Here is a 23,054-nt window from a genome sequence, read left to right as displayed (position 1 = left end):
AGGTAAATGCTTATTTAGGTAATAGTTCAGATAAATAAACACCGCGTAATTGCGGTGTTTTTTATTTGAGCACTGTTTTATTTGAGCGCTGTTTTATTTGAGTACTTTAAGTTAGCTTACTGGCTTTTAGTTAAGCGCCAAAACGCAAAACCGGCGGCAAAAAATAAGATCATCGGGTAAAACGCGTAAATCACTACTTCAACCGGCGATATGCTTAATGTTGCGCCAAGTAGCAATGCTTGTGCGCCATAGGGTAATAACCCTTGGTTAATACAGGCAAAAATATCTAATAAGCTGGCCGATTCCGCTGGCGAAATATCGCCATCATTAGCTAAGCTTTTTGCGGTTTCGCCGGTAATAATAATTGAAACGGTATTATTGGCAGTAAAAAAGTTGGCACAAAAAGCAAGGCCTGCAATACCAAGTCCAGAGGCACGCTTTTTATTATTTGGGCTTAACTTGCCTGCTAAGCGCTCAATTGAGCTGGTCAATGCAGATAAGCCACCTTGGCGTTTCACTAGCTCACTTAAGCCGCCAATAAATAGCGCTAAAATAAACACATCCTGAACATTGGCAAAACCTTTGTTAATGTCTGTGGCAAGGGCAGATATTTGGTAGCCGTTGTTTAATAGTCCAGTCGCCGCTGCCAGTAAAATACCAACTATAAGTACAACGAAAACATTTATTCCCACTAATGCCATTACTAAAATAGTTAAATAAGGCAGCAAGCCAATCACATCTAGCGGTTTATCATTTTGATAATCAGCATTACCACCAATGGTTGCAAAAATAATTAGGGCAATAACTGCCGCAGGTAAAGCAAATTTAAAGTTCACTTTAAACTTATCTTTCATATGAGCGCCTTGGCTACGAGTTGAGGCAATCGTTGTATCAGAGATAATTGATAAGTTGTCACCGAAAATGGCGCCAGACAGTATACTGCCAGCAGCAATTAGTGGGTTTAAATCAGCGGTTTCTATAAAACCTGCAGCAATTGGTGCAATAGCAGCAATGGTGCCAACTGATGTGCCCATCGCCGTAGAAAGAAATGCTGCGACCAGAAACAAGCCTGGAATAATGAGGTAACTTGGGAAAATAGCTAAGCCCAGTTGCACACTGGCATCAACGCTGCCGGTTGCTTTAGCAACAACGGCAAATGCGCCTGCTAGTAGGTAAATCATACACATGGTGATGATATTACTGTGGCCTGCACCTTCAATAAATTGTTGTACTTGCTCGCTAATAGATGCTTTACCCATCCAAATTGCAACAATGATCGCTGGAATTATCGCAACACTTGCTGGCAATTGATAAAAAGCAAAGTCGACGCCTTGCATGGTTAGAAATATGCCTGTACCAAGGAATAAACCTAAAAACACGGCGAAGGGGAATAAACTGACTAAACTTTTTTGGGCGGTTGATGCCTGCATATATGCTCTCTTATTTTTCTTATTTTGCAGCGCTATAACATTGCAAAAAGAGAAGGGATAATCAATGGCGAAATTATAGGGGCTAACTTTTTAATGTCAATCTAGATGTTTAGATGTCTAAAGTGTTTTTTGGGAAATTCTAGAGTGGTTGAGTACAGGAACAATGTTAGGCGTTATCCGGTTAATGTGTTGTTTATTGTTAAATTTCGCTAATTAATGGTTAATCGGGGGTACATTGTTAAAGGCGTCTATGCTATTCTTGCCGCCAATTTTTATAATGAAGAAATGCAAATGTCTGATAATAAATTTGAATCAATTGAACAAAGAGTAAGTTACGGCGTGGGTCGTCAATTAGGTGACCAGTTACGTAACAATCCATTTAAAGAATTTGATGTAACTGCGGTACAAGCTGGTTTAGCTGATGCGTTAGCTAATGTAGCTAGCCAAGTAAGCGATCAAGACCTTAATGAAGCATTTGCTATTGTTTCTCAAAAATTACAAGAGCAAGAGCAAGCAGCTGCTAAAGAAAAAGCGGCAGAAGGCGAAGCGTTTTTAGCAAAAAATGCTGAGCGCGCGGAAGTGACTGTTACTGAATCTGGTTTACAATACGAAATTTTAACTGATGCAGAAGGCGATAAGCCAACAGCTGCTAGTACGGTTCGTACGCATTATCACGGTACGTTTATCAACGGTGATGTATTTGACAGCTCATACGATCGTGGCATGCCAGCAGAATTCCCAGTTGGCGGTGTAATTGCTGGTTGGACTGAAGCATTACAGTTAATGAGCGTTGGCGCTAAATACCGTTTATACGTTCCTTATAACTTGGCATATGGCGAGCGCGGCTCACAAGGAGCTATTCCTCCTTATGCAACGTTAGTATTCGACGTTGAGTTATTAGATATTCTTTAATAAGAATTAATAAGCCGGGTTATCCCGGCTTTTCTTTGCATGTAAAACTTATGAAAACAGAACAGCAACAGTTAGTTAATTTTTTCCTGCGTTATATCGAAGGGTTTTCATATTATGATTTATCAATATTATCAAACTGCTATCAACTTCCTTGTGTCTTAAGTACGCCTGAAAAAACTATTGTGTTATCGTCAAAAGCTGAGTTTGATAACGAGTTTTCAGTCATCTTTGATATGCTTAAAACCAATAACACGCAAGGCTTTAAAGCGGCAAATACCACCTATCAATGGTTAAATAAGCACTTGGTTTGCGTATCAATAGATTGGAAATTTGTTGGGGAAAACAACCAAGTTTTTGCTGAATTTTCTGCGCTTTATCATTTAAGTTTTATCCAAGAACAATTTAAAATTTTTAATGTGGTTTCTCATGATACTGCCTTAGGCACGCCATTTGAGCACCGCCTTAATCTTCAAATAAAGGAATCAATCGAACTATGACTACCAGTGTAGCAATATTAGGCTGTAGTGGCCGAATGGGCCGTAACCTGATTAAAGCCGCCGTAGAGTATGACCAAATTGAGCTTGTCGGCGGTACTGTGCGAGCGTCTTCGTCATTTTTAGGCTTTGACTTAGGCGAGTTAGCGGGCATTGGTAAAATTGGTTTGACCGCGACTGACTCTTTGGAGTCTGTTCAGCTGGCTGACGTATTCATTGACTTCACTGCTATTGAAACGACTTTAGATAACCTTACTTGGTGCCAAACACATCAAAAGCCGCTAGTCATTGGTACTACAGGGTTTTCAGAGGCGCAAGTAGCGCAAATCAAAGACGCAGGTAAACAAATGCCAGTGTTATTAGCGCCGAATACCAGTGTTGGTGTTAATTTGCTATTTAAGCTCTTAGAAATTACCGCAAAAGCGATTGGCGACTATACTGATATAGAAATTTTTGAAGCGCACCATAGATTCAAAAAAGATGCGCCATCAGGTACAGCGATGAAAATGGGGCAAGTGATCGCAGAAACTTTAGGCCGAGATTTAGCTGAGTGCGCAGTTTATGGGCGTGAAGGGATTACTGAAGAGCGTGATCAAAAAACCATTGGTTTTGCCACGGTCAGAGCGGGCGATATTGTTGGAGAACATACAGCGTTTTTTGCTGATTTAGGTGAGCGCCTGGAAATAACCCATAAAGCGTCATCTCGTATGACATTTGCTCAAGGCGCAATGCGCGCAGCGTCGTGGCTAGCTAATGCTGATAAAGGTTACTACGATATGCAAGATGTACTTGGATTAAAATAATATTAACAATTAACTTAGCAAATAAAGCGGCTCAATCCTTAAGAAGATTGTCACTTTTGGAGCTTTAAACATAAATTTGTATATAACAGTTAGTTTTTGTGGTTTTTACTGGACGAGACTTAAGTTTTCCCGTAAAATGCGCGGAATTTGTCAAAAATTTGCATTTTGCAAGCCAAAAGACGGATTAATGAACAATTTTCGCGCTTAATAAATCAACGATAATTCGCTGTTTTTTATTAGGTTTACTTTCTTCTTTTCGGAGGCTAAATTGACTAAATCTGCCATTTTGGTGCTAGAAGACGGCACTATATTTAACGGCACCGCCATTGGTGCAGAAGGGCTGGCTGTTGGTGAAGTAGTATTCAATACTTCAATGACCGGCTATCAAGAAATTCTTACAGATCCTTCCTACGCAGAACAAATTATTACCCTCACTTACCCACATATTGGTAACACTGGAACAAACTCTGAAGATGAAGAGTCTAGTACGATATGGGCAAAAGGCCTGGTAATTCGTGACTTGCCATTGTTAGCAAGTAATTTTAGAAATGAAGAAAGCTTAAGTGAGTATTTGGTACGCAACAATATTTTAGGTATTGCTGATATTGATACTCGCAAATTAACGCGTATCCTTCGTGAAAAAGGCGCGCAGAACGGTTGTATTATTGCCGGTGACAACTTAGATGAAGCTAAGGCACTGGCAGAAGCAAAAGGCTTTCCAGGTCTTAAAGGCATGGATTTAGCTAAAGTTGTATCAACCAAAGAAAGCTACACTTGGACCGAAGGTAGCTGGAAACTTGGCGAAGGTCATGTTTCTCCAGAAAAGTTAGACTTTCATGTGGTAGCGTACGATTTTGGCGCGAAACACAATATTTTACGTATGTTAGTTGACCGTGGCTGTAAGTTAACGGTTGTACCAGCACAAACACCAGCAAGTGAAGTGCTTGCAATGAACCCTGATGGTATCTTCTTATCAAATGGCCCAGGAGACCCTGAGCCGTGTGACTATGCCATTAGTGCGATTAAAGAATTTTTAACTACCGATATTCCTGTTTTTGGTATTTGTTTAGGCCATCAATTACTTGGCTTAGCCAGTGGTGCAAAAACCATCAAAATGAAATTTGGTCATCACGGTGGTAACCATCCGGTTAAAGATTACGACCGCAATGTAGTAATGATTACTGCTCAAAACCACGGGTTCGCGGTTGACGAAGATAATATGCCTGAAAACTTAAAAGTAACGCACAAGTCTTTATTTGATGGTTCAATTCAAGGTATTCACCGCACGGATAAAGCGGCATTTAGTTTTCAAGGTCACCCAGAAGCAAGCCCTGGTCCACATGATGCGGCACCGCTGTTTGACCATTTCATCGATTTAATTAAAGCACGTCAATAAGATTAGGAGAGAAGAATACGATGCCAAAACGTACCGACATAAAAAGTATCTTAATCTTAGGTGCTGGTCCTATTGTTATCGGTCAAGCTTGTGAGTTTGACTATTCAGGCGCACAAGCGTGTAAAGCGTTACGTGAAGAAGGTTACCGAGTTATCTTAGTTAACTCTAACCCTGCCACCATTATGACAGATCCTGAAATGGCCGATGCCACGTACATCGAACCAATTCACTGGGAAGTTGTTCGCAAAATTATTGAAAAAGAGCGCCCTGATGCGGTGCTTCCGACTATGGGTGGTCAAACCGCATTAAACTGCGCCCTTGAGCTTGAAGCTAATGGTGTATTAGCAGAGTTTGGCGTGGAAATGATTGGCGCTACTGCGGATGCAATTGATAAAGCTGAAAACCGTGAGCGTTTCGACCAAGCGATGAAAAACATTGGTTTAGAATGTCCGCGCGCAGAAATTGTTCACTCAATGGATGAAGCTCGCGAAACTGCTAAACGCATTGGTTTCCCGTGTATTATTCGCCCATCATTTACTATGGGTGGCACTGGTGGGGGTATCGCTTACAACCAAGAAGAATTTGAGACCATTTGTAATCGTGGTTTAGATTTATCACCAACCAACGAACTTCTTATTGATGAATCTTTAATTGGTTGGAAAGAATATGAGATGGAAGTGGTTCGTGACAAAAACGACAACTGTATCATCATCTGTTCAATCGAAAACTTCGACCCTATGGGGATTCACACTGGTGACTCAATCACGGTTGCACCAGCGCAAACATTAACTGATAAAGAATATCAATTAATGCGTAATGCATCACTTGCGGTATTACGTGAAATTGGTGTTGAAACGGGTGGTTCAAACGTACAGTTTGGTGTTAATCCAAAAGATGGCCGTATGGTGATCATTGAGATGAACCCTCGTGTATCACGTTCATCGGCGCTAGCGTCAAAAGCAACAGGTTTCCCAATTGCGAAAGTAGCAGCGAAATTAGCGGTTGGTTACACGCTGGATGAATTATCAAATGATATTACTGGTGGCGCAACACCAGCATCATTCGAACCGACTATCGATTACGTAGTAACGAAAATTCCTCGCTTTAACTTTGAAAAATTTGCTGGCTCTGAAGACAGATTAACCACGCAAATGAAGTCAGTTGGTGAAGTGATGGCTATTGGCCGTAACCAACAAGAATCAATGCAAAAAGCATTACGTGGTTTAGAAGTAGGTGCTAATGGTTTTGACCCGAAAGTTGATGTCACTCAACCGGGTGCTAAAACGCAAATTATGCATGAGCTTCAAGAAGCTGGTGCTGATCGCATTTGGTATGTTGCTGATGCTTTCCGTTTAGGCTTATCAATTGATGAAGTATTTAATGCGACAAAAATTGACCGTTGGTTCTTAGTACAAATTGAAGATATCGTTAAAGAAGAGCAAAACGTTAGCGAAGTAGGGATGGCAGGTTTAACGCCGGAATACTTGCGTAAGCTTAAGCGTAAAGGTTTTGCTGATGCCCGCTTAGCTGATGTTATTGGTGTATCAGAAGCAGAGATTCGTAAGAAACGTCACACCGCTGATATTTTCCCAGTTTACAAGCGCGTTGATACTTGTGCGGCAGAATTTAGCTCAGATACTGCTTACATGTATTCAACTTATGATGAAGAGTGTGAAGCAAATCCGACTAGCAAAGACAAAATCATGATCTTAGGTGGCGGTCCAAACCGTATCGGTCAAGGTATTGAATTCGATTACTGTTGTGTACACGCAGCGTTAGCGCTACGTGAAGACGGCTATGAAACTATCATGGTTAACTGTAACCCTGAAACGGTTTCGACAGATTACGACACATCTGATCGCTTGTACTTCGAGCCAATCACTTTTGAAGATGTATTAGAGATTGTCCGTATCGAACAGCCTAAAGGTGTTATCGTTCAATACGGTGGTCAAACTCCACTTAAATTAGCGCGTGCATTAGAAGCAGCTGGTGTTCCAATTATTGGTACCTCGCCAGATGCCATTGACCGTGCCGAAGACCGCGAGCGTTTCCAGCAAGCAGTTGAGCGTTTAGGTTTATTACAGCCTGAAAATGCTACCGTTACTTCGCTTGACGAAGCGGTTGCTAAATCGAAAGAAATTGGCTTCCCATTAGTTGTTCGTCCATCTTATGTATTAGGTGGTCGTGCAATGGAAATCGTTTACGACGAAGCAGACTTACGTCGCTACATGAACGAAGCAGTAAGCGTATCAAACGAAGCGCCGGTATTGCTTGATCACTTCCTAGATGATGCAATTGAAGTGGATATCGACGTAGTGTGTGATGGTACTTCAGTAGTTGTTGGCGGTATTATGCAACATATTGAACAAGCCGGTGTTCACTCGGGTGACTCAGCATGTTCATTACCTGCATACAGTTTAAGCCAAGAAGTACAAGACGTGATGCGCAAGCAAGTAACAGATCTTGCATTCGAGCTTGGTGTAATCGGTTTAATGAATACGCAAATGGCGGTTAAAGACGGTAAAGTTTACTTAATCGAAGTTAACCCACGTGCAGCACGTACTGTACCATTCGTATCAAAAGCGACATCGGTACCGTTAGCAAAAATTGGCGCTTTGGTAATGTCAGGTAAAACCTTAGCTGAGCTAGGTGTGACTGAAGAAGTTATTCCTGATTACTTCTCAGTAAAAGAAGTGGTTATTCCATTTAACAAGTTCCACGGTAGTGACCCACTTGTTGGCCCAGAAATGCGCTCAACAGGTGAAGTTATGGGTGTTGGCGCAACGTTTGAAGAAGCTTACGCTAAAGCTAACTTAGGTGCAGGTGTCTCTGTTCCTAAATCTGGTCGCGCATTAATCTCTGTTCGTAACAGTGATAAAGCGCGCGTGGTGGAACTTGCTCGCCAATTAGTTGAATTAGGTTATGAACTTGATGCAACACACGGCACCGCAGTGGTATTAGGTGAAGCTGGTGTACCATGTCGCTTAGTGAACAAGGTACATGAAGGTCGTCCACATATTCTTGATAGAATTAAGAACGAAGAGTACAGCTACATCATTAACACTACTGAAGGTCGTAAAGCGATTGAAGATTCAAAAGTGTTACGTGGTGGAGCATTGCGTTATAAAGTGGCATACACCACAACGTTAAACGCTGCGTTTGCTGCGTGTCAGGCTCATGCTGCTGATGACCGTAACACGGTAACGTCAATTCAAGAGTTACACCAACGTTGTAAGTAAAAGTTGAAGTAATTCGGTTTCGTTTAGTGGACTATTAGTAAAAGCTATCATAGATACTAAACGAAACTTTGGCGAATCATGACAGTTTTGTTATGCTTAAACCAATACCGATGAAATAGATTTTAATAAAGGTGGCTCGACCACCTTTATTTTTTGTTAGAAAGAATAAATTTAGTAGGAAAATCAAAGATAATGAATCAATTTCCGATGACAATACAGGGTGCGGAAGCACTGCGTGCTGAACTTAATGAATTAAAAACAGTACGTCGTCCACAAATCGTTGAAGCAATTGCTGAAGCGCGCGAACACGGTGATTTAAAAGAAAACGCTGAATACCATGCTGCTCGTGAACAGCAAGGCTTTTGTGAAGGTCGTATTCAGGATATTGAAGGTAAATTAAGTAACGCTCAAATTATTGATGTCACAAAAATTCCAAATACTGGTAAAGTGATTTTCGGTGTTACGGTTGGCTTGTTAAATATCGAAACAGACGAAGAAGTCACGTACCGCATTGTTGGTGATGACGAAGCGGATATCAAAAATAACCGTATTTCTGTTAACTCGCCAATTGCTCGTGGCTTAATTGGTAAAACTGTTGACTCAGAAGTAGAAATAAAAACACCAGCAGGTATTGTTGAATACGAAATTATTTCGGTTGAGCATATCTAACGACTATTGAATTATTAACGAAAAAGCACTCATTAAAGAGTGCTTTTTTTATTGTTAAATTATTGTAAACTGAATAAGTCGTCCAATAGATTGACTTTGGTGCCAATTGAATAAATTCTTTTTGTTAGTGTGCTATGCGGCTATTACGTTTAATGGCTTAGCAAATGGCTATGCTAAAGACATTATAAATTACTCTTGGTATAAACCAGAACGCATCCAATTAACCTATGATAAGTATTATCAGGATTTACTTGAGCTAGTTCTAGAAATATCCAAAGATCAATATGGAGAATATGAGCTAAACCTCGTTAGCGCAGGCGTAAGTCAAGATCATATGGTGGAATTAGCTCGTCGTGAAAAGTTAATCAATTTGATGTGGACCATGACATCAAAAGAACGCGAGCAAAAATTAATTCCGATCCGCATTCCTTTACTAAAAGGGCTCGGAGGTTGTCGTATTGCCTTGATCAATAAAGCCGATCAAGCAAGGTTTAGTGCGCTTGCTGACGAAAAAGCATTATCACAATTGGTTGCTGGTCAAGGCGCTATGTGGCCAGATACCGAAATATTGCGTTACAACCACTTTCAAGTGGCAACGTCAGTCGATCAATTTTCTTTACTACCTATGTTAACTAAGCATCGTTTTGATTATTACCCAAGGGCATTACATGAAGCGATCACCGAAGCGAAACAACACTCGGAATTAGCAATAGAGCAGCGATTTTTATTTTATTACGACTCGCCATTTTTCTTTTTTGTCAGTAAACAAAATCCACGAATTGCCGACCGTATTGAGTATGGTTTAAATAAAGCGATTGCTGACGGGACATTCGAGCAGTTTTTCAATAACCACCCAGTTACCTCGGGGGTAATTGCCGCCGCTAAAATTCCTCAGCGGCAGTTAATTTATTTGGATAATCCATTGTTGACAGCAGAAACTAAACAGGCTGTAGCAAACTATGGTTCAAACGCTATATGTATGTCAAATAAAACAAAGGACTTGGCTTTGAAAACCGCCAATAAATAAGCTACCTAAGGCATTGAATTTGCCCTTGGTAGCTTGCAGATTACTTTTGTTGAATACCTTTTATTATTACTTAGGTAACTGAATTTTCTTATCTTCAGATTGACGGTAAATAATTAAGGTTTTACCGATCACTTGTACTTTTTCAGCTTGCGTTTCTCGGCAAATAGCATCGACAATCAATGCTTTGGTTTCACGATCGTCAGTTGGGATTTTAACCTTGATTAATTCATGGTGACTTAAAGCAAAATCAATTTCTGCGACTACTGCTTCGGTTAGACCATTGCTACCTAAAAGTACGACTGGCTTTAATGAATGTGCCAGACCTTTTAAGTGTTGAAGTTGTTTTTTATTTAGACTCATTAACAATTTTCGTTACAAGTTAGCTTGAATTTGGTTATTTTACCCTTATCTAAGTTGTATTACTATGTCTTCCCTTTGGTTTTAGCAAGATATCTGCACAAAATCACATCAAATTTAAAGGTAACTGGGTGAGTAAAAAAAAGCACAGTGCAAGCAGCAAACGTTGGCTGGATGAGCACTTTGACGATGAATATGTAAAAAAAGCACAGAAACTGGGTTTACGTTCGCGTGCCGTGTTTAAGTTAGAAGAGATCAACATTAAAGATAAGTTGATCAAACCTGGCATGAAAGTCGTAGATCTTGGTGCTGCCCCTGGCGGTTGGTCAGAGTATGCGGTGAAGCAGGTTGGCGATAAAGGTATGGTGGTTGCGTGTGATATTCTCGCGATGGACCCTATTGCAGGCGTTGATTTTTTACAGGGCGACTTTAGAGAAGAAGCTGTGCTAGACGCTTTACTAGCGCGTATTGATGGCAAAAATATTGATGTCGTGATGTCTGACATGGCCGCTAACTTTACCGGTAATGACGCCGCTGATGCAGCGCGAAGCATGTATTTGGTCGAGCTAGCATTAGATATGTGTCATCAAGTATTGAAGAAAAATGGTGCTTTTGTGGTCAAAGTATTTCAGGGAGAGGGCTTTGATCAGTTTATGAAAGAGGTAAAAGCGGTGTTTAACGTAGTGAAAACTCGTAAACCGGATTCATCAAGAGCTCGATCAAGAGAAGTATATCTAGTAGCTACTGGCTTCAAATTGTAGTAAATTAAAAAACAGTATGGTCGCACCATTAGTAGAAACAGCAAGAGGTTGTTAAGTTGAGCGATATGGCAAAAAATCTTATTTTATGGTTGGTCATTGCCGTTGTGTTGATGTCTGTATTTCAGTCATTTTCACCGGGTAGTGGCAATGAACAACAAATGGACTACACCCGTTTTATTCAAGATGTAAGACAGGGGCAAGTTCGTGATGCGACTGTTGATCGCAACGGTGTTGTACAAGGCACCAAGCGCAGTGGTGAGCAATTTGTTACTGTGATCCCTGGTGGTTACGACAGTGACTTAATTAATGATTTAGTTAAACAAGGTGTACGTGCTAAAGGTCAGTTACCTGAAGAGCCAAGCATCTTAACCTCTATTTTTATCTCTTGGTTCCCTATGTTACTGCTAATTGGTGTATGGATTTTCTTCATGCGTCAAATGCAAGGCGGTGGCGGCAAGGGCGCAATGTCATTTGGTAAATCTAAAGCGCGTCTGTTAAGTGAAGATCAGATCAAAACTACCTTTGCTGATGTTGCTGGTTGTGATGAAGCCAAAGAAGAAGTAGCAGAGTTAGTTGACTACTTACGTGATCCAACTAAATTCCAAAAATTAGGTGGTCGTATTCCATCAGGTATTTTGATGGTTGGTCAGCCAGGTACAGGTAAAACATTGTTAGCAAAAGCAATTGCTGGTGAAGCAAAAGTACCATTCTTTAGTATTTCTGGTTCAGATTTTGTTGAAATGTTTGTTGGTGTCGGTGCTTCACGTGTTCGGGATATGTTCGAGCAAGCGAAAAAATCTGCTCCCTGTATTATCTTTATCGACGAAATTGACGCTGTAGGTCGCCAACGTGGTGCTGGTCTTGGTGGTGGTCACGATGAGCGTGAGCAAACACTAAACCAAATGCTTGTTGAAATGGACGGTTTCGAAGGTAATGAAGGAGTTATTGTTATTGCTGCAACTAACCGCCCAGATGTATTAGACCCTGCGTTATTACGCCCAGGCCGTTTTGACCGTCAGGTTACTGTAGGTCTACCCGATATTCGTGGTCGTGAACAAATCTTAAAAGTCCACATGCGTAAAGTGCCGTTAGGTGATGATGTTAAAGCGTCAGTAATTGCCCGTGGTACGCCAGGTTTTTCAGGCGCTGATTTAGCAAACTTGGTAAACGAAGCGGCACTTTTTGCTGCTCGTGGTTCACGTCGCTTAGTATCGATGGAAGAGTTTGAAAAAGCGAAAGACAAAATCTTGATGGGCGCAGAGCGTAAATCTATGGTGATGTCTGAAGAAGAAAAAGAAATGACAGCTTACCATGAAGCAGGTCACGCTATTGTTGGTCGTTTAGTGCCAGAGCATGATCCGGTTTACAAGGTAAGTATTATTCCTCGTGGTCGTGCTTTAGGTGTGACTATGTACTTGCCTGAGCAAGACAGATTCAGTCACAGTAAGCAGCATTTAGAAAGTAATATTTCATCTTTATATGGTGGTCGTATTGCTGAAGAAATCATTTACGGTCCTGATAAAGTATCAACTGGTGCGTCAAATGATATTGAACGCGCAACAAACCTTGCTCGTAAAATGGTTACCCAATGGGGCTTATCTGAAAAAATGGGTCCTATGTTATTTGCTGAAGAAGAAGGTGAAGTATTCTTAGGTCGTACATCAGCAAAATCACTGCATATGTCAGATGAAACAGCAAAAGATATTGATGATGAAATCAAAGCGTTTGTTAATCGTAATTATCAACGTGCTGAAAAGATATTAAAAGATAACATGGATATCTTGCACGCGATGAAAGATGCGTTAATGCACTACGAAACTATTGATGCTAATCAAATTGATGATCTAATGGCACGTAGAACTGTGCGTCCGCCAGCGAGTTATGATGACTCAGACACTGGTGCCAAACCACAGTCAGGCTCTAAAGTATCTGATGAGGTGACAACTGAAACAAAATCACCAAATATTGATAAACCTTCAGATATTCCAGCAGAATAGTTAAGTATTTAATGATTATTTAGCCCCGTATATCGGGGCTTTATTTTAACAGTCGAATTAAATTAATGATCAAAACAACTTTGCAATGTGGTGATAAAGAATTATCACTTGAATCGCCACAAGTGATGGGCATATTAAATATTACACCAGACTCTTTCTCTGACGGCGGTAAATTCAATTCTAACTCTGCTGCTTTAGCGCAAGTGGAAGCTATGATTACCCAAGGCGCAGCCATTATTGATATTGGTGGCGAGTCCACTAGGCCAGGAGCGCAGGCCGTTGAGCTACAGCAAGAGCTTGATCGCGTAGTACCAATTGTTGAAGCTATTAAGCAAAGGTTTGATACCATTGTTTCCGTTGATACCAGCAAAGCGCAAGTAATGGCGGAAAGTATTAAAGCTGGTGCCGGTATTATTAATGATGTTAGAGCGCTTCAAAATGCTGGTTGTATTGAAGCTGTCGCCGAAAGTAATATTCCTATTTGTTTGATGCATATGCAAGGCCTGCCTAGAACTATGCAACATAACCCACAATATGATGATGTCGTTAATGATGTCATTGCGTTTATCGAACAGCGCATCGACGAATGTGAATCTTATGGCATTGCTCGCGAGCGTATTTTAGTTGATCCAGGTTTTGGCTTTGGTAAAACCTTAGAGCAAAATTATCAGCTACTAAATCGATTAGATGAATTCAACTCAATGAACTTACCGTTACTCGTTGGTATGTCTCGAAAATCTATGATTGGTAATTTACTTAACGCCGATGTTGAACAGCGCTTGGCGGGAAGTTTAGCCGCGGCAATGATCAGCGCGCAAAAAGGGGCAAAAATTATTCGTGTTCACGATGTTAAAGCAACCGTGGATGCATTAACCGTATTACAAGCTGCAATGCAGCCAGAACTGACTAGGGGAATATAATGTCAGCAAGAAAATATTTTGGTACAGATGGCGTTAGAGGTTTAGTGGGTAAAGCCCCAATTAGCCCAGACTTTGTCATGCAATTAGGCTATGCTGCAGGAAAAGTGCTAGCAGCAAAAGGGACAAAGAAAGTACTTATCGGCAAAGATACTCGAATTTCAGGTTATATGCTTGAATCTGCCTTAGAGGCTGGCTTTTCTGCCGCGGGTGTCAATATCGGTTTACTTGGGCCAATGCCAACACCTGGCATTGCTTATTTAACCAAAACCTTTCGTGCCGAAGCGGGCATAGTGATAAGTGCTTCTCACAACCCATATTACGACAACGGTATTAAGTTTTTTTCTCAACAAGGTGAAAAGTTGCCTGATGCTGTTGAATTAGCCATTGAAGCGGCAATAGATGAGCCGATGATTTGCGTTGAATCAGACAAGCTTGGTAAAGCCAATCGTATTGAAGATGCGGCAGGGCGTTATATTGAATTTTGTAAAAGTAATTTCCCGAGCCAGTTATCACTTTCGGGCATGAAAATTGTGGTGGATTGTGCCCATGGCGCAACTTATCACATTGCGCCGAATGTTTTTAAAGAACTTGGCGCTGAGGTAATTTCGATTGGTACTAGCCCAAATGGTACTAACATCAACGATCAATGTGGTGCCACTTCCATGGCGCAAGTTCAAGCGGCAGTTGTTGAACACCAAGCAGACCTTGGTATTGCGCTAGACGGTGACGGCGATCGCTTAATGATGGTTGATCACACCGGTGCAGTAGTTGACGGTGATGAAATTGTTTATGTAATTGCTCGAAGTGACTTAGCCGCTGGTAATTTAACTGGGGGGGTTGTCGGTACGCTGATGAGTAATATGGGCTTAGAATTAGCGTTGGCAGAATTAGATATTCCATTTGCTCGCAGTAAAGTGGGTGACAGATATGTGATGGAGTTACTGTTAGAGAAGGGCTGGCAATTAGGTGCTGAAAATTCAGGCCATATTATTAACCTAAACCACACTTCGACCGGTGATGGTATTATCGCGGCACTTAATGTGCTAACGGCAATTTGTCGCACGGAAAAGTCATTATTTGACCTACGCCAAGGCATGACTAAATTACCTCAGATTTTGGTTAATGTACGTTTCGAAGGGCAGACCGATCCATTAACAGCTCCAGCAGTGCAAGTTGCTGTTGATAAAGTGAATAATGAACTCGTTGGTAAAGGCCGTGTGCTGTTACGTAAATCAGGTACTGAGCCGCTTATTCGTGTCATGGTAGAAGGACCTGAGCTTGATGAGGTAACCAGCCTTGCGAATGAAATTGCTGATGCGGTAAAGCTTGCTTGTTAATAGCTCGAAATATCGCCAACTGAATCAGATTATCACTGGAAATACTTGTATCTTGGCGGCAGGTTAGTTAATATCTCGCCGCTCTAAATTGGGAAGACGATATGAATAGACAATCAATTGTTGCAGCTAATTGGAAAATGAACGGTAGCTTTGGTCTTATTACTGAAATGAGTCAAGGGTTATCAGAATTATCATTAGCTAACGATGTTAGTGTGGTTGTTTGTCCTAGTGCCCCTTTTTTAGCCGCACTGAGCGACGCTTTTGAACACGAAAAAGTGTCAGCACACATCAGTGTTGGTGCACAGAATGTCAGTGAGTTTGAGCAAGGCGCATATACCGGCGAAATTTCTACCAGTATGTTGCAAGCCTGTAATGTTCAATACGTGATTGTAGGTCATTCTGAGCGACGAGCGATATTCAAAGAAACTAGCACGCAAGTAGCGCATAAGGTAAAAGCAGCAGTTGATGCTGGTTTAGTGCCAATTCTTTGTATTGGTGAAAGTGAAGAAGAGCGAGCAACAGGTCAAACTGATGTCGTACTTGCTTCACAACTTCAACCAGTTATCGATGAAGTTGGTATTGAGCGTTTTAGTCACATTGTGATTGCCTATGAGCCAGTTTGGGCAATAGGTACTGGGAAAACTGCATCGCCACAAATGGCGCAGGAAACCCATGAAAATATTAGAAAATTTTTAGCGAACAACAACGAAACTGTTGCTAACAAAACACCGATTTTATATGGTGGCAGTGTTAACGCTAGTAATTGCGAAGAATTGTTTGCACAAGCTGATATCGACGGTGGGTTGATTGGCGGTGCAAGTTTAAAGGTTGAAGAATTCAAAGTAATTTGTTCAGCCGCAAAAGGAAATAACTAATATGTTGTATGAAATTTTAATCGTCATCTACCTAATTGTGGCACTTTGCTTAATTGGTTTAGTGTTAATTCAACAAGGTAAAGGCGCAGACATGGGTGCGTCATTTGGTGCAGGCTCTTCTGCAACTATTTTCGGTTCAAGCGGTTCGGGTAATTTTATGACCCGCTCTACTACTTGGTTAGCGGTAGCATTCTTCGCAATCAGCCTGATTTTAGGTAACTTAACGGCAAACCGCGTTAAAGCTACTGACGAGTGGAACAACTTAGCAACACCTGTTGAGCAACAAATTCCTGCAGATGCTGTTGAAAGTGCTGAACCTAAATCTGAAAATGCTGATGTGCCAGCTTCAGATGACAACAACACTTCAAGCGACGTACCTAATTAAGGGTTCGCTTAAAACTAAGTCACTAATTATCCTCAACAGTTAGTGAGCATCTTAGTTAAGTAAGTTTCAAAAATGCGGATGTGGTGGAATTGGTAGACACGCCATCTTGAGGGGGTGGTGCTTCACGGCGTGCGGGTTCAAGTCCCGCCATCCGCACCAACACAAGGTTCATTAAGAACCGATAAAGACCGGAAAGCCTAATAGAAACAAGGTTTTCCGGTTTTTTTATGTCTAATGTTGTCCAATTGGGTTCAGTGACATCCGTTATTTTTAGTAGTACAGTATGTAGTACAGTTTAACTTAATGAAAATCTGTACTACATAAAATGGCTAAAACAGTTAACCCACTTACTAATACACAGGTTAAGCAAGCTAAACCAAAAGAAAAGGTATATAAACTTTCAGACGGTGAAGGGCTGCAACTTAGAATTATGCCTAGTGGCTCAAAGCAATGGTTGTTAGATTATTTAAAGCCTTATACCAAAAAGCGCACATCACTTAGTTTAGGGAGCTATCCTGACGTTTCACTGGCTGAAGCTCGTAAACGAAAAGCTGAGGCAAGAGAGCTTATCGCTAACAATATAGATCCAAAAGATAAAAGAGATGAGCAAGAGCGTGAAAAGCTAAAAGCTTTAACTTCTACACTTAAGAGCGTTGCTGAAACTTGGTTTGATATTAAAAAAACAAAAGTTGCAGAAGTTACTGCTAGAGCAATTTGGCGTAACTTTGAGAACCATGTTTTTCCCAAACTAGCTCATAAGCCAATTGATCAAATTAATGCGCCAGAAACAATAAATGTATTAAAACCATTGGCGGCTAAAGGCTCTCTTGAAACAACTGATAAGGTTATTGGCTATTTAAATGAGATAATGACTTTCGCTGTCAATACTGGTGTGATCTTTAGCAACCCGTTGGCAGGTATTAAAGCTGCTTTTGAAACGCCTAAAAGTAAAAATATGGCAACAATTCGCCCAGAAGAGTTACCTGAACTAATGACTGCGCTTTCTTATGCGAGTATTAAAATCACAACTCGATGCCTAATAGAGTGGCAACTACATACAATGGTAAGGCCTAGCGAAGCTGCTGGGGCTAAATGGTCAGAAGTAGATTTTGAAAATAAGTTATGGCTAGTTCCTGCTGAACGTATGAAGATGAAAAAAGAACACACAGTTCCTTTGACTGATTCTGCATTGAAATTACTTGAAATTATGCATCCTCATAGCGGTCATAGAGAGCATATATTCCCTGCTGATAGAAAACATAATGAGCCAAGTAATTCGCAAACTGCGAATATGGCATTAAAGCGAATGGGTTTTAAAAATAGATTAGTGGCACATGGTATGCGCTCAATTGCTAGTACAGCACTAAATGAATATGGCTTTGATGGTGACGTTATCGAGTCGGCTTTAGCCCATGTCGATAAGAATGAAGTTAGAAGAGCATACAACCGAGCCGAATACCTCGAAAGAAGGCGGCCAGTAATGGAATGGTGGTCAGAATTTATTAATAAAGCGGCTGGTACACCATTAGATAATCCTTCAAATATATTCCCATTTCAAAAGGTAGGTAATTAACTTTATGGGATATGACGAAGAACAAAGTGTACTCGATTGGGTTATTCCTGAATTTGATGATGTTGCAGATTCGATCGAAGATAAACAATCGAAATACTTCGAGCTGATTTGCTTAGAATCAGAATTGCTAGAAACTATAAGAGGAATAGAATTGCGGAACTTTGAATATGAAGAGACAAAGATTTCTGCAATAAAACCTTTTAAGAAAAAGTTGGAGCAAATTAAACAACTTAGCCGTCGAATAGATGATGATCTTGTTCTTAATAAAAAATCTCGTATTAGACCCAAAGCACTGTTACCAGAGGCTTTATCACGACTGCTTTCTGAAAAGCCAGATTTATCATTGTCGGACGTCAGTAAAGAAATTCAGAAAGCTCGCAATCAAATATATGATTTTGCTGATTGTTTTGAAGTAGAAGAGTGTAATGGAGTGCCTACAAGTAATAATTTTAAGTTCTCTTACTATGAAGGTGAAAAATTGAAAGTAGTATCTAAGGATGCTTTAGGTGCGGCTTTAAGAAGAGCCAAGAAAGAAATATCCGACACATAACCGACAAATAAGCTTATTTGTCGGATCTAGTACTTACCTTAGCCATACTTTAAATCGTCCAATAAGGGATCAGTATGGCTTTTACCATTCTAAGACTTCCAGAAGTCAAAAACTTAACAGGCCTTAGCCGAAGCACAATTTACTTAAAAATGGCAAATGATGATTTTCCTAAGAGTGTTCGTTTAGGAGCGCGCGCTGTTGGTTGGTTATCTACAGAAATTGAAAATTGGTTAGAGCAACAAGTTGCAAACAGCCGTTCTCAGGAGGCTAAATAATATGATTAGGCTTCACAAACTATCATTCGAATTGTCAGCTATTGATAACAATAAGATCATTAATCAACACAGAGTATTAATAAAAATACTAATAAAACAGATAGTTAATGGCACTGCTGAAGAGGTATTTAATAATGACAAATAAGGTTACTTCTAAAGAACAAAAGTCATTAATTGATTTAATAAAAATTCAGTTTGAACCAAATGACTCTATAACTGATTCAGTGTTAGTTATTTTGCTTAAAGAGCAGCTCAAAAATATAGGTCTCGTTAAATCATCTAGAAAACCAAATTTAAGATACTTCGAAAAAGGTTTTAAATTGATTGCTCAAGACGCAACACAAGATGTAGTTGGTGCAATTAAGTGGCAAGGTCAGTCAGGTAACGTGCAATTGGAGTTGACAGGTAAAGGCTGTAACTACGTTAATTCTTATCCTGATAAATTTATATTTTTATATGAATTTGCCAAAAAATTTAAAGGCCAGTTAATTGAGATTGATATTGCTGTTGATGATTTTTCAGAAAAGTACGGCTTTAGACAAGTTAATCGAGATTACACTTCAGGGAAGTTTAGTGGTTTAGCAGGCAAGAAACCAATTAGAGAAAAATTTGATAAAGCTGGTGCTAAAAGTATCAGAATTGGTACACGCGGTTCGTGTAAGCAATTTCAATTATATGACAAGGCTAGACAACTTAAATTAGATGATGATGCTAGCTGGTTAAGACATGAAGTGAGCTTATATCGAAAAACTGGATAACTTCTTGAGCTTGAAGCACTTATAAAGCCTGATGAGTACTTTGTCGGAGCTTACCCGAAAGCACTTAAAAAAATACTTAAAGGTGTTAAGCCTCGCTCGATAAAACGTGAGATGAATCAACTATATGCATCTAGCTATGTAAAGTCTTTAAATGCATTGAAAATCCAGTGGGGAAAATGTTTAAGCGACCTTAACAGCAGAACAGGCTCGCCAGATAGAACATTGGCTTTAATCGCAAGACCGGGAGAGTTTTCAAAAGCTAAGATACCTAGTTATCTAAATCAGGATGACTTTAACGAAGTCTTACTGAGCAAGCTACAAGGTAGTGAGCTATGAAGAGAACAGTTAGAACTAAAATATCTGATAGGTCGATAGCGAAATATAAAAGCCACACTAATGTATTTCAACTGACTGATGAGGTAAGCCCGTTAATATTTCGCTATCACCAAAATAGAGAGCACGGCACGTTTCATTTAGCAAAGCGGATAAACGGCCAAATGCTATGGCGCAAGCTGGATGTTTACCCTGATGTCTCTACCACTACTGCACATAAAATGCTGATGATTGCGCTTGAGCAGCTTAGTATTTCAAATATGCAAGGTATTTCATCATTAACAAGAGGGCAGTCAATGTCGTCTGTAAATAATGTGCTTACCTGGTATCGAGATAGGCTTTTACATGACCAGTCATTATCGCCACATACGGTTAAAGCGGGTGTCACGGCCATTAATAATCATCTAATTCCAAAACTAGGAAATGTGTTAATTGATGATATAGACCGCAGTAGGTTGGATACTTTATTGCTATGGCCTTTGCAGCAAGAGTTAAAATTATCAACCGTAAGACAAATATTTCAGGTGTTAAAGCGTTCGTTTAAGCTTGCTAAAAACGTTGGTTTAATCAGTAAAAACCCGTTAATTAACCATCAATTCTCGGAGTTTATATCGGCAAGAATAAAACCAAGAGCAACGCGCCTTTCTAATATTTCGCTGCCTAAAGTACTACATCAAATCAAAAATGAGTCGTTAGCAAATCAACTGCTTGTTTTATTGATGCTAATTTATGGAACAAGAATTGGAGAAACAACTAGTGCTAGATGGCAGGATTTTGACTTTAAACGTAACGTGTGGCGAATACCTACAGAGCATACTAAGACGCATCATGCTCATCAGTTACCGATCACACCATTAGTAAGTTCATTGCTAACTAGCTATCGAAAAACCAGAGTTGGTAATCGCCGTAGTACTTGGCTGTTTCCACAGAAAAGAGATTCAAAAAGGCCTATTACAGCACAGTATGGCTCACAAATAGTGCTTAAAGTATCAAAAGGGCAGTGGAGCGCCCATGATTTAAGAAAACTTGCTAGAACTATGTGGGGGGAACTGGGCGTAGACTATGTAATAGGGGAAATACTTTTAAATCAAAAGCTAAAGCAATTAGATCAAGCTTATATCCAAACTTACGCTAACGAGCAATGTAAAAAAGCGATTGAGCTTTGGCAAAACTATTTATTACAACATGGTTTATCCAAATTATTTGCAGTATGACAGTACTAAGATTAAGCGACTTTATCAATGTCGCTTTCTTGTTTTAAAACAATAGATTGCAGATTTTAAAGAAAATTATATTTAGGAGTATTCTATAAATAGGCTTTATTTAGGGAAGTTGTTTCAAGCAATGGTCTTAGTTGCTATTAATTTATAAGCTGATTCGTATAAAACTTACGTAAGCTGCAAAGATAATAATTTATATTTTTAAGCAAAATGTGTATCGAATTTTGTTCGAGCTAGAAAAATTGTTCAACTACAACATGAAGTTAGCTAGAATGATTAATATTAGTTTGATTGCAAAGAATTTGAAGTTTGCAAACTAGACTAGTATTAAACTTGCAATGTAATTTGGGGGTTATAAGAACTGTCACTGATAGGAATGGATAGTAAATCTTCTAAATTGTTCCTACCTACTAGAAATCGACTAGTTATTTTTGCTACTTACAAGGAAAGTAATGACCATTCAATATTCGGAAACGATTACATATCAAGGCAAAGAGCGTTCGCTAGAGGCTTGTCCGCTTGAAGATTATTTTATTCTCGCAAAAAAGTCGCGTCCATTCATATCGCATTTAACAGCATTATGGCGTGGCTATATCGGCCATTGGGAAATTATTGATGATAGACTTTATCTAATCGAGGTTAACTCTAAAATTGGTAATGATAACCAAAGCATAATTTTGGAAGATATATTCCCTGGTTTTTCTGAACGAGTTTTCGCGCACTGGTATTCTGGGAGACTTAACTTACCTGATGGCAATCTAGGTTCTTTTAACCTTTTTAGCGCATGTGGTAGCGAGCCTGAAAGGTATATAGTGTTAGAAGTTAGAAAAGGAAAGGTAACTAATACTTTTATAGAGCAAAACGAAAGGTATATAGAATCATGAGTTATCTATTGACTTATCTAACAGTAGGCTTTGCTTATATCATGACTACGATTTGGTATTTTGGGCGAGAACCTAAATCACGTGGCTTACCAAAGCTTAGTAAGGATAAGTATTTATCTGAACAATTAGTTGAATGCTTATTTAGCTCTCTAATGTTTGCCGTTCTTACATTATTTTGGCCAGTAGTCACTACTTTTCATATTAGGGACATATTGAAAAAATTGCCAGAAGCAGAGCCATTTTCTGTTAAATCAAAAGATTTAATTAACCAGCTTACTATTGAACAAATTGAAAAAGATGAAATGGTATATGATCCGTTAGAGGCGGTATCTAGGTTACCATTCGGCTTTTTAAATGATGCTTGGTTGGATTTTGCTTCTAACATTCAGCCTACTTGGACTATTTGGTCATTCAGTACAGTTGATGATTCAAAAATTTATCCAAAAATCAAAAAAGGGTATGCAATTCTTTGTAATGACAACGTGATACAAAACATTTTCATATCTGAATCATTTCACCAAAAAAACTGAAGTTGTCGTATTTTAAATGCCCCAGGGTCTGTTGAACTTTGTTTGAAAAGCAAACGGCATAGCAACAAGATATATTTGGTTTAGCCAAAAATCAAACATGCTACCGAGAACTGACGCTGGTATGCCTATAACGATATTAACAGACAAGAGCTAGTTAGAACTAAAAGAACAAATTATTAAGGCTATGTTCCCGTAAATTGTCGCTATACTGTATGTAGATACAGTTAACGAGGGTTTACTCATGATCCCAGCACAATTTACAAAGCTGATAACCGAGTTAGAAAACTTAACGGATAGCCAAGCCCGTTATGTAGAGAAGCTGCTGAAAG

At 39.7% G+C, this 23,054-nt stretch carries 22 protein-coding genes and 1 tRNA gene; 21 read left to right on the top strand and 2 right to left on the bottom strand.

Going from position 1 to position 23,054, the window contains the following annotated elements; all coding sequences use genetic code 11:
• Window positions 1–116: 116 nt before the first annotated feature.
• Window positions 117–1,430 (bottom strand): Na+/H+ antiporter NhaC family protein, encoded by a 1,314-nt coding sequence (locus tag ACOB82_RS16275; RefSeq protein WP_448214044.1) that lies wholly within the window; start codon window positions 1,428–1,430, stop codon window positions 117–119.
• A 291-nt stretch (window positions 1,431–1,721) separates the two neighbouring features.
• Here ACOB82_RS16275 and ACOB82_RS16270 point away from each other — a divergent pair, with 291 nt between their 5' ends.
• The 7 genes from ACOB82_RS16270 to ACOB82_RS16240 all read left to right on the top strand — a co-directional run bounded on the left by ACOB82_RS16270 (window position 1,722) and on the right by ACOB82_RS16240 (window position 9,970).
• Complete coding sequence (locus tag ACOB82_RS16270) at window positions 1,722–2,342, top strand: FKBP-type peptidyl-prolyl cis-trans isomerase (protein WP_448214043.1); 621 nt, start codon at window positions 1,722–1,724, stop codon at window positions 2,340–2,342.
• Window positions 2,343–2,392: 50 nt separating this feature from the next.
• On the top strand, window positions 2,393–2,839 hold the full coding sequence (locus tag ACOB82_RS16265) for a hypothetical protein (RefSeq protein WP_448214042.1): 447 nt from the start codon (window positions 2,393–2,395) through the stop codon (window positions 2,837–2,839).
• The gene (gene dapB / locus ACOB82_RS16260) at window positions 2,836–3,639 is read left to right on the top strand and encodes a 4-hydroxy-tetrahydrodipicolinate reductase (protein WP_448214041.1); all 804 of its coding nucleotides are present in this window, start codon (window positions 2,836–2,838) and stop codon (window positions 3,637–3,639) included. The genes ACOB82_RS16265 and dapB overlap by 4 nt, the downstream gene beginning before the upstream one ends.
• Window positions 3,640–3,907: 268 nt before the next feature.
• Entirely contained in the window at window positions 3,908–5,035 is a 1,128-nt protein-coding gene (carA, locus tag ACOB82_RS16255; protein ID WP_448214040.1) for a glutamine-hydrolyzing carbamoyl-phosphate synthase small subunit, read from the top strand.
• Window positions 5,036–5,055: 20 nt separating this feature from the next.
• Entirely contained in the window at window positions 5,056–8,274 is a 3,219-nt protein-coding gene (carB, locus tag ACOB82_RS16250) for a carbamoyl-phosphate synthase large subunit (RefSeq protein ID WP_448214039.1), read from the top strand.
• A 192-nt stretch (window positions 8,275–8,466) separates the two neighbouring features.
• Window positions 8,467–8,943 carry a transcription elongation factor GreA gene (gene greA / locus ACOB82_RS16245; protein WP_448214038.1) on the top strand — a complete coding sequence of 159 codons (477 nt, stop codon included), beginning with the start codon at window positions 8,467–8,469 and terminating at the stop codon, window positions 8,941–8,943.
• Window positions 8,944–9,049: 106 nt separating this feature from the next.
• Window positions 9,050–9,970, top strand: coding sequence for a hypothetical protein (locus tag ACOB82_RS16240; protein ID WP_448214037.1), 921 nt, complete (start codon window positions 9,050–9,052; stop codon window positions 9,968–9,970).
• Between the two features lie 66 nt (window positions 9,971–10,036).
• On the opposite strand, the gene yhbY is transcribed toward ACOB82_RS16240, so the two are convergent.
• A complete protein-coding gene (gene yhbY, locus ACOB82_RS16235) occupies window positions 10,037–10,330 on the bottom strand; it encodes a ribosome assembly RNA-binding protein YhbY (RefSeq protein WP_448214036.1) in 294 nt (97 codons plus the stop codon).
• 128 nt (window positions 10,331–10,458) lie between these two features.
• Between yhbY and rlmE the strand changes: the two genes are divergently transcribed.
• The 14 genes from rlmE (at window position 10,459) to ACOB82_RS16165 (ending at window position 22,725) form a co-directional block, all read left to right on the top strand.
• Window positions 10,459–11,088, top strand: coding sequence for a 23S rRNA (uridine(2552)-2'-O)-methyltransferase RlmE (gene rlmE / locus ACOB82_RS16230; RefSeq protein ID WP_448214035.1), 630 nt, complete (start codon window positions 10,459–10,461; stop codon window positions 11,086–11,088).
• A 56-nt stretch (window positions 11,089–11,144) separates the two neighbouring features.
• Window positions 11,145–13,085: an ATP-dependent zinc metalloprotease FtsH gene (gene ftsH, locus ACOB82_RS16225; protein WP_448214034.1), complete on the top strand. Its 1,941-nt coding sequence runs from the start codon at window positions 11,145–11,147 to the stop codon at window positions 13,083–13,085.
• Between the two features lie 65 nt (window positions 13,086–13,150).
• On the top strand, window positions 13,151–14,005 hold the full coding sequence (folP, locus tag ACOB82_RS16220) for a dihydropteroate synthase (RefSeq protein ID WP_448214033.1): 855 nt from the start codon (window positions 13,151–13,153) through the stop codon (window positions 14,003–14,005).
• Window positions 14,005–15,342: a phosphoglucosamine mutase gene (glmM, locus tag ACOB82_RS16215; protein ID WP_448214032.1), complete on the top strand. Its 1,338-nt coding sequence runs from the start codon at window positions 14,005–14,007 to the stop codon at window positions 15,340–15,342. Before folP ends, glmM begins: the two co-directional genes overlap by 1 nt.
• A gap of 101 nt (window positions 15,343–15,443) precedes the next feature.
• Window positions 15,444–16,217, top strand: coding sequence for a triose-phosphate isomerase (tpiA, locus tag ACOB82_RS16210; RefSeq protein WP_448214031.1), 774 nt, complete (start codon window positions 15,444–15,446; stop codon window positions 16,215–16,217).
• 4 nt (window positions 16,218–16,221) lie between these two features.
• Window positions 16,222–16,602, top strand: a complete 381-nt coding sequence (gene secG, locus ACOB82_RS16205) for a preprotein translocase subunit SecG (RefSeq protein ID WP_448214079.1) — start codon at window positions 16,222–16,224, stop codon at window positions 16,600–16,602.
• 74 nt (window positions 16,603–16,676) lie between these two features.
• Window positions 16,677–16,761: transfer RNA gene (locus tag ACOB82_RS16200), tRNA-Leu, on the top strand.
• 166 nt (window positions 16,762–16,927) lie between these two features.
• Window positions 16,928–18,175, top strand: a complete 1,248-nt coding sequence (locus ACOB82_RS16195; RefSeq protein ID WP_448214030.1) for an integrase domain-containing protein — start codon at window positions 16,928–16,930, stop codon at window positions 18,173–18,175.
• A 4-nt stretch (window positions 18,176–18,179) separates the two neighbouring features.
• Window positions 18,180–18,725, top strand: coding sequence for a hypothetical protein (locus ACOB82_RS16190; RefSeq protein ID WP_448214029.1), 546 nt, complete (start codon window positions 18,180–18,182; stop codon window positions 18,723–18,725).
• A 74-nt stretch (window positions 18,726–18,799) separates the two neighbouring features.
• A complete protein-coding gene (locus tag ACOB82_RS16185; protein ID WP_448214028.1) occupies window positions 18,800–19,000 on the top strand; it encodes a helix-turn-helix transcriptional regulator in 201 nt (66 codons plus the stop codon).
• A gap of 134 nt (window positions 19,001–19,134) precedes the next feature.
• Complete coding sequence (locus tag ACOB82_RS16180; protein ID WP_448214027.1) at window positions 19,135–19,758, top strand: replication initiation factor domain-containing protein; 624 nt, start codon at window positions 19,135–19,137, stop codon at window positions 19,756–19,758.
• A 332-nt stretch (window positions 19,759–20,090) separates the two neighbouring features.
• Window positions 20,091–21,305 carry a tyrosine-type recombinase/integrase gene (locus ACOB82_RS16175; RefSeq protein WP_448214026.1) on the top strand — a complete coding sequence of 405 codons (1,215 nt, stop codon included), beginning with the start codon at window positions 20,091–20,093 and terminating at the stop codon, window positions 21,303–21,305.
• Between the two features lie 458 nt (window positions 21,306–21,763).
• Window positions 21,764–22,195, top strand: coding sequence for a hypothetical protein (locus tag ACOB82_RS16170; protein WP_448214025.1), 432 nt, complete (start codon window positions 21,764–21,766; stop codon window positions 22,193–22,195).
• Window positions 22,192–22,725, top strand: a complete 534-nt coding sequence (locus ACOB82_RS16165) for a hypothetical protein (protein WP_448214024.1) — start codon at window positions 22,192–22,194, stop codon at window positions 22,723–22,725. The genes ACOB82_RS16170 and ACOB82_RS16165 overlap by 4 nt, the downstream gene beginning before the upstream one ends.
• Window positions 22,726–23,054: the final 329 nt, after the last annotated feature.

Source organism: Colwellia sp. MEBiC06753 (genome assembly GCF_053470325.1).
Note: the sequence above shows the minus strand (reverse complement) of the source record. Positions and strands in the feature narration are given on the sequence as shown.

Coding starts and splice junctions, on each gene's coding strand:
- ACOB82_RS16265 (WP_448214042.1), top strand. CDS start 2,393: ATGAAAACAGAACAGCAACAGTTAGTTAATTTTTTCCTGCGTTATATC.
- ACOB82_RS16195 (WP_448214030.1), top strand. CDS start 16,928: ATGGCTAAAACAGTTAACCCACTTACTAATACACAGGTTAAGCAAGCT.
- folP (WP_448214033.1), top strand. CDS start 13,151: ATGATCAAAACAACTTTGCAATGTGGTGATAAAGAATTATCACTTGAA.
- ACOB82_RS16175 (WP_448214026.1), top strand. CDS start 20,091: ATGAAGAGAACAGTTAGAACTAAAATATCTGATAGGTCGATAGCGAAA.
- yhbY (WP_448214036.1), bottom strand. CDS start 10,330: ATGAGTCTAAATAAAAAACAACTTCAACACTTAAAAGGTCTGGCACAT.
- ACOB82_RS16275 (WP_448214044.1), bottom strand. CDS start 1,430: ATGCAGGCATCAACCGCCCAAAAAAGTTTAGTCAGTTTATTCCCCTTC.
- ACOB82_RS16270 (WP_448214043.1), top strand. CDS start 1,722: ATGTCTGATAATAAATTTGAATCAATTGAACAAAGAGTAAGTTACGGC.
- greA (WP_448214038.1), top strand. CDS start 8,467: ATGAATCAATTTCCGATGACAATACAGGGTGCGGAAGCACTGCGTGCT.
- ACOB82_RS16180 (WP_448214027.1), top strand. CDS start 19,135: ATGACAAATAAGGTTACTTCTAAAGAACAAAAGTCATTAATTGATTTA.
- glmM (WP_448214032.1), top strand. CDS start 14,005: ATGTCAGCAAGAAAATATTTTGGTACAGATGGCGTTAGAGGTTTAGTG.
- ACOB82_RS16190 (WP_448214029.1), top strand. CDS start 18,180: ATGGGATATGACGAAGAACAAAGTGTACTCGATTGGGTTATTCCTGAA.
- tpiA (WP_448214031.1), top strand. CDS start 15,444: ATGAATAGACAATCAATTGTTGCAGCTAATTGGAAAATGAACGGTAGC.
- dapB (WP_448214041.1), top strand. CDS start 2,836: ATGACTACCAGTGTAGCAATATTAGGCTGTAGTGGCCGAATGGGCCGT.
- ACOB82_RS16185 (WP_448214028.1), top strand. CDS start 18,800: ATGGCTTTTACCATTCTAAGACTTCCAGAAGTCAAAAACTTAACAGGC.
- ACOB82_RS16170 (WP_448214025.1), top strand. CDS start 21,764: ATGACCATTCAATATTCGGAAACGATTACATATCAAGGCAAAGAGCGT.
- ACOB82_RS16165 (WP_448214024.1), top strand. CDS start 22,192: ATGAGTTATCTATTGACTTATCTAACAGTAGGCTTTGCTTATATCATG.
- carB (WP_448214039.1), top strand. CDS start 5,056: ATGCCAAAACGTACCGACATAAAAAGTATCTTAATCTTAGGTGCTGGT.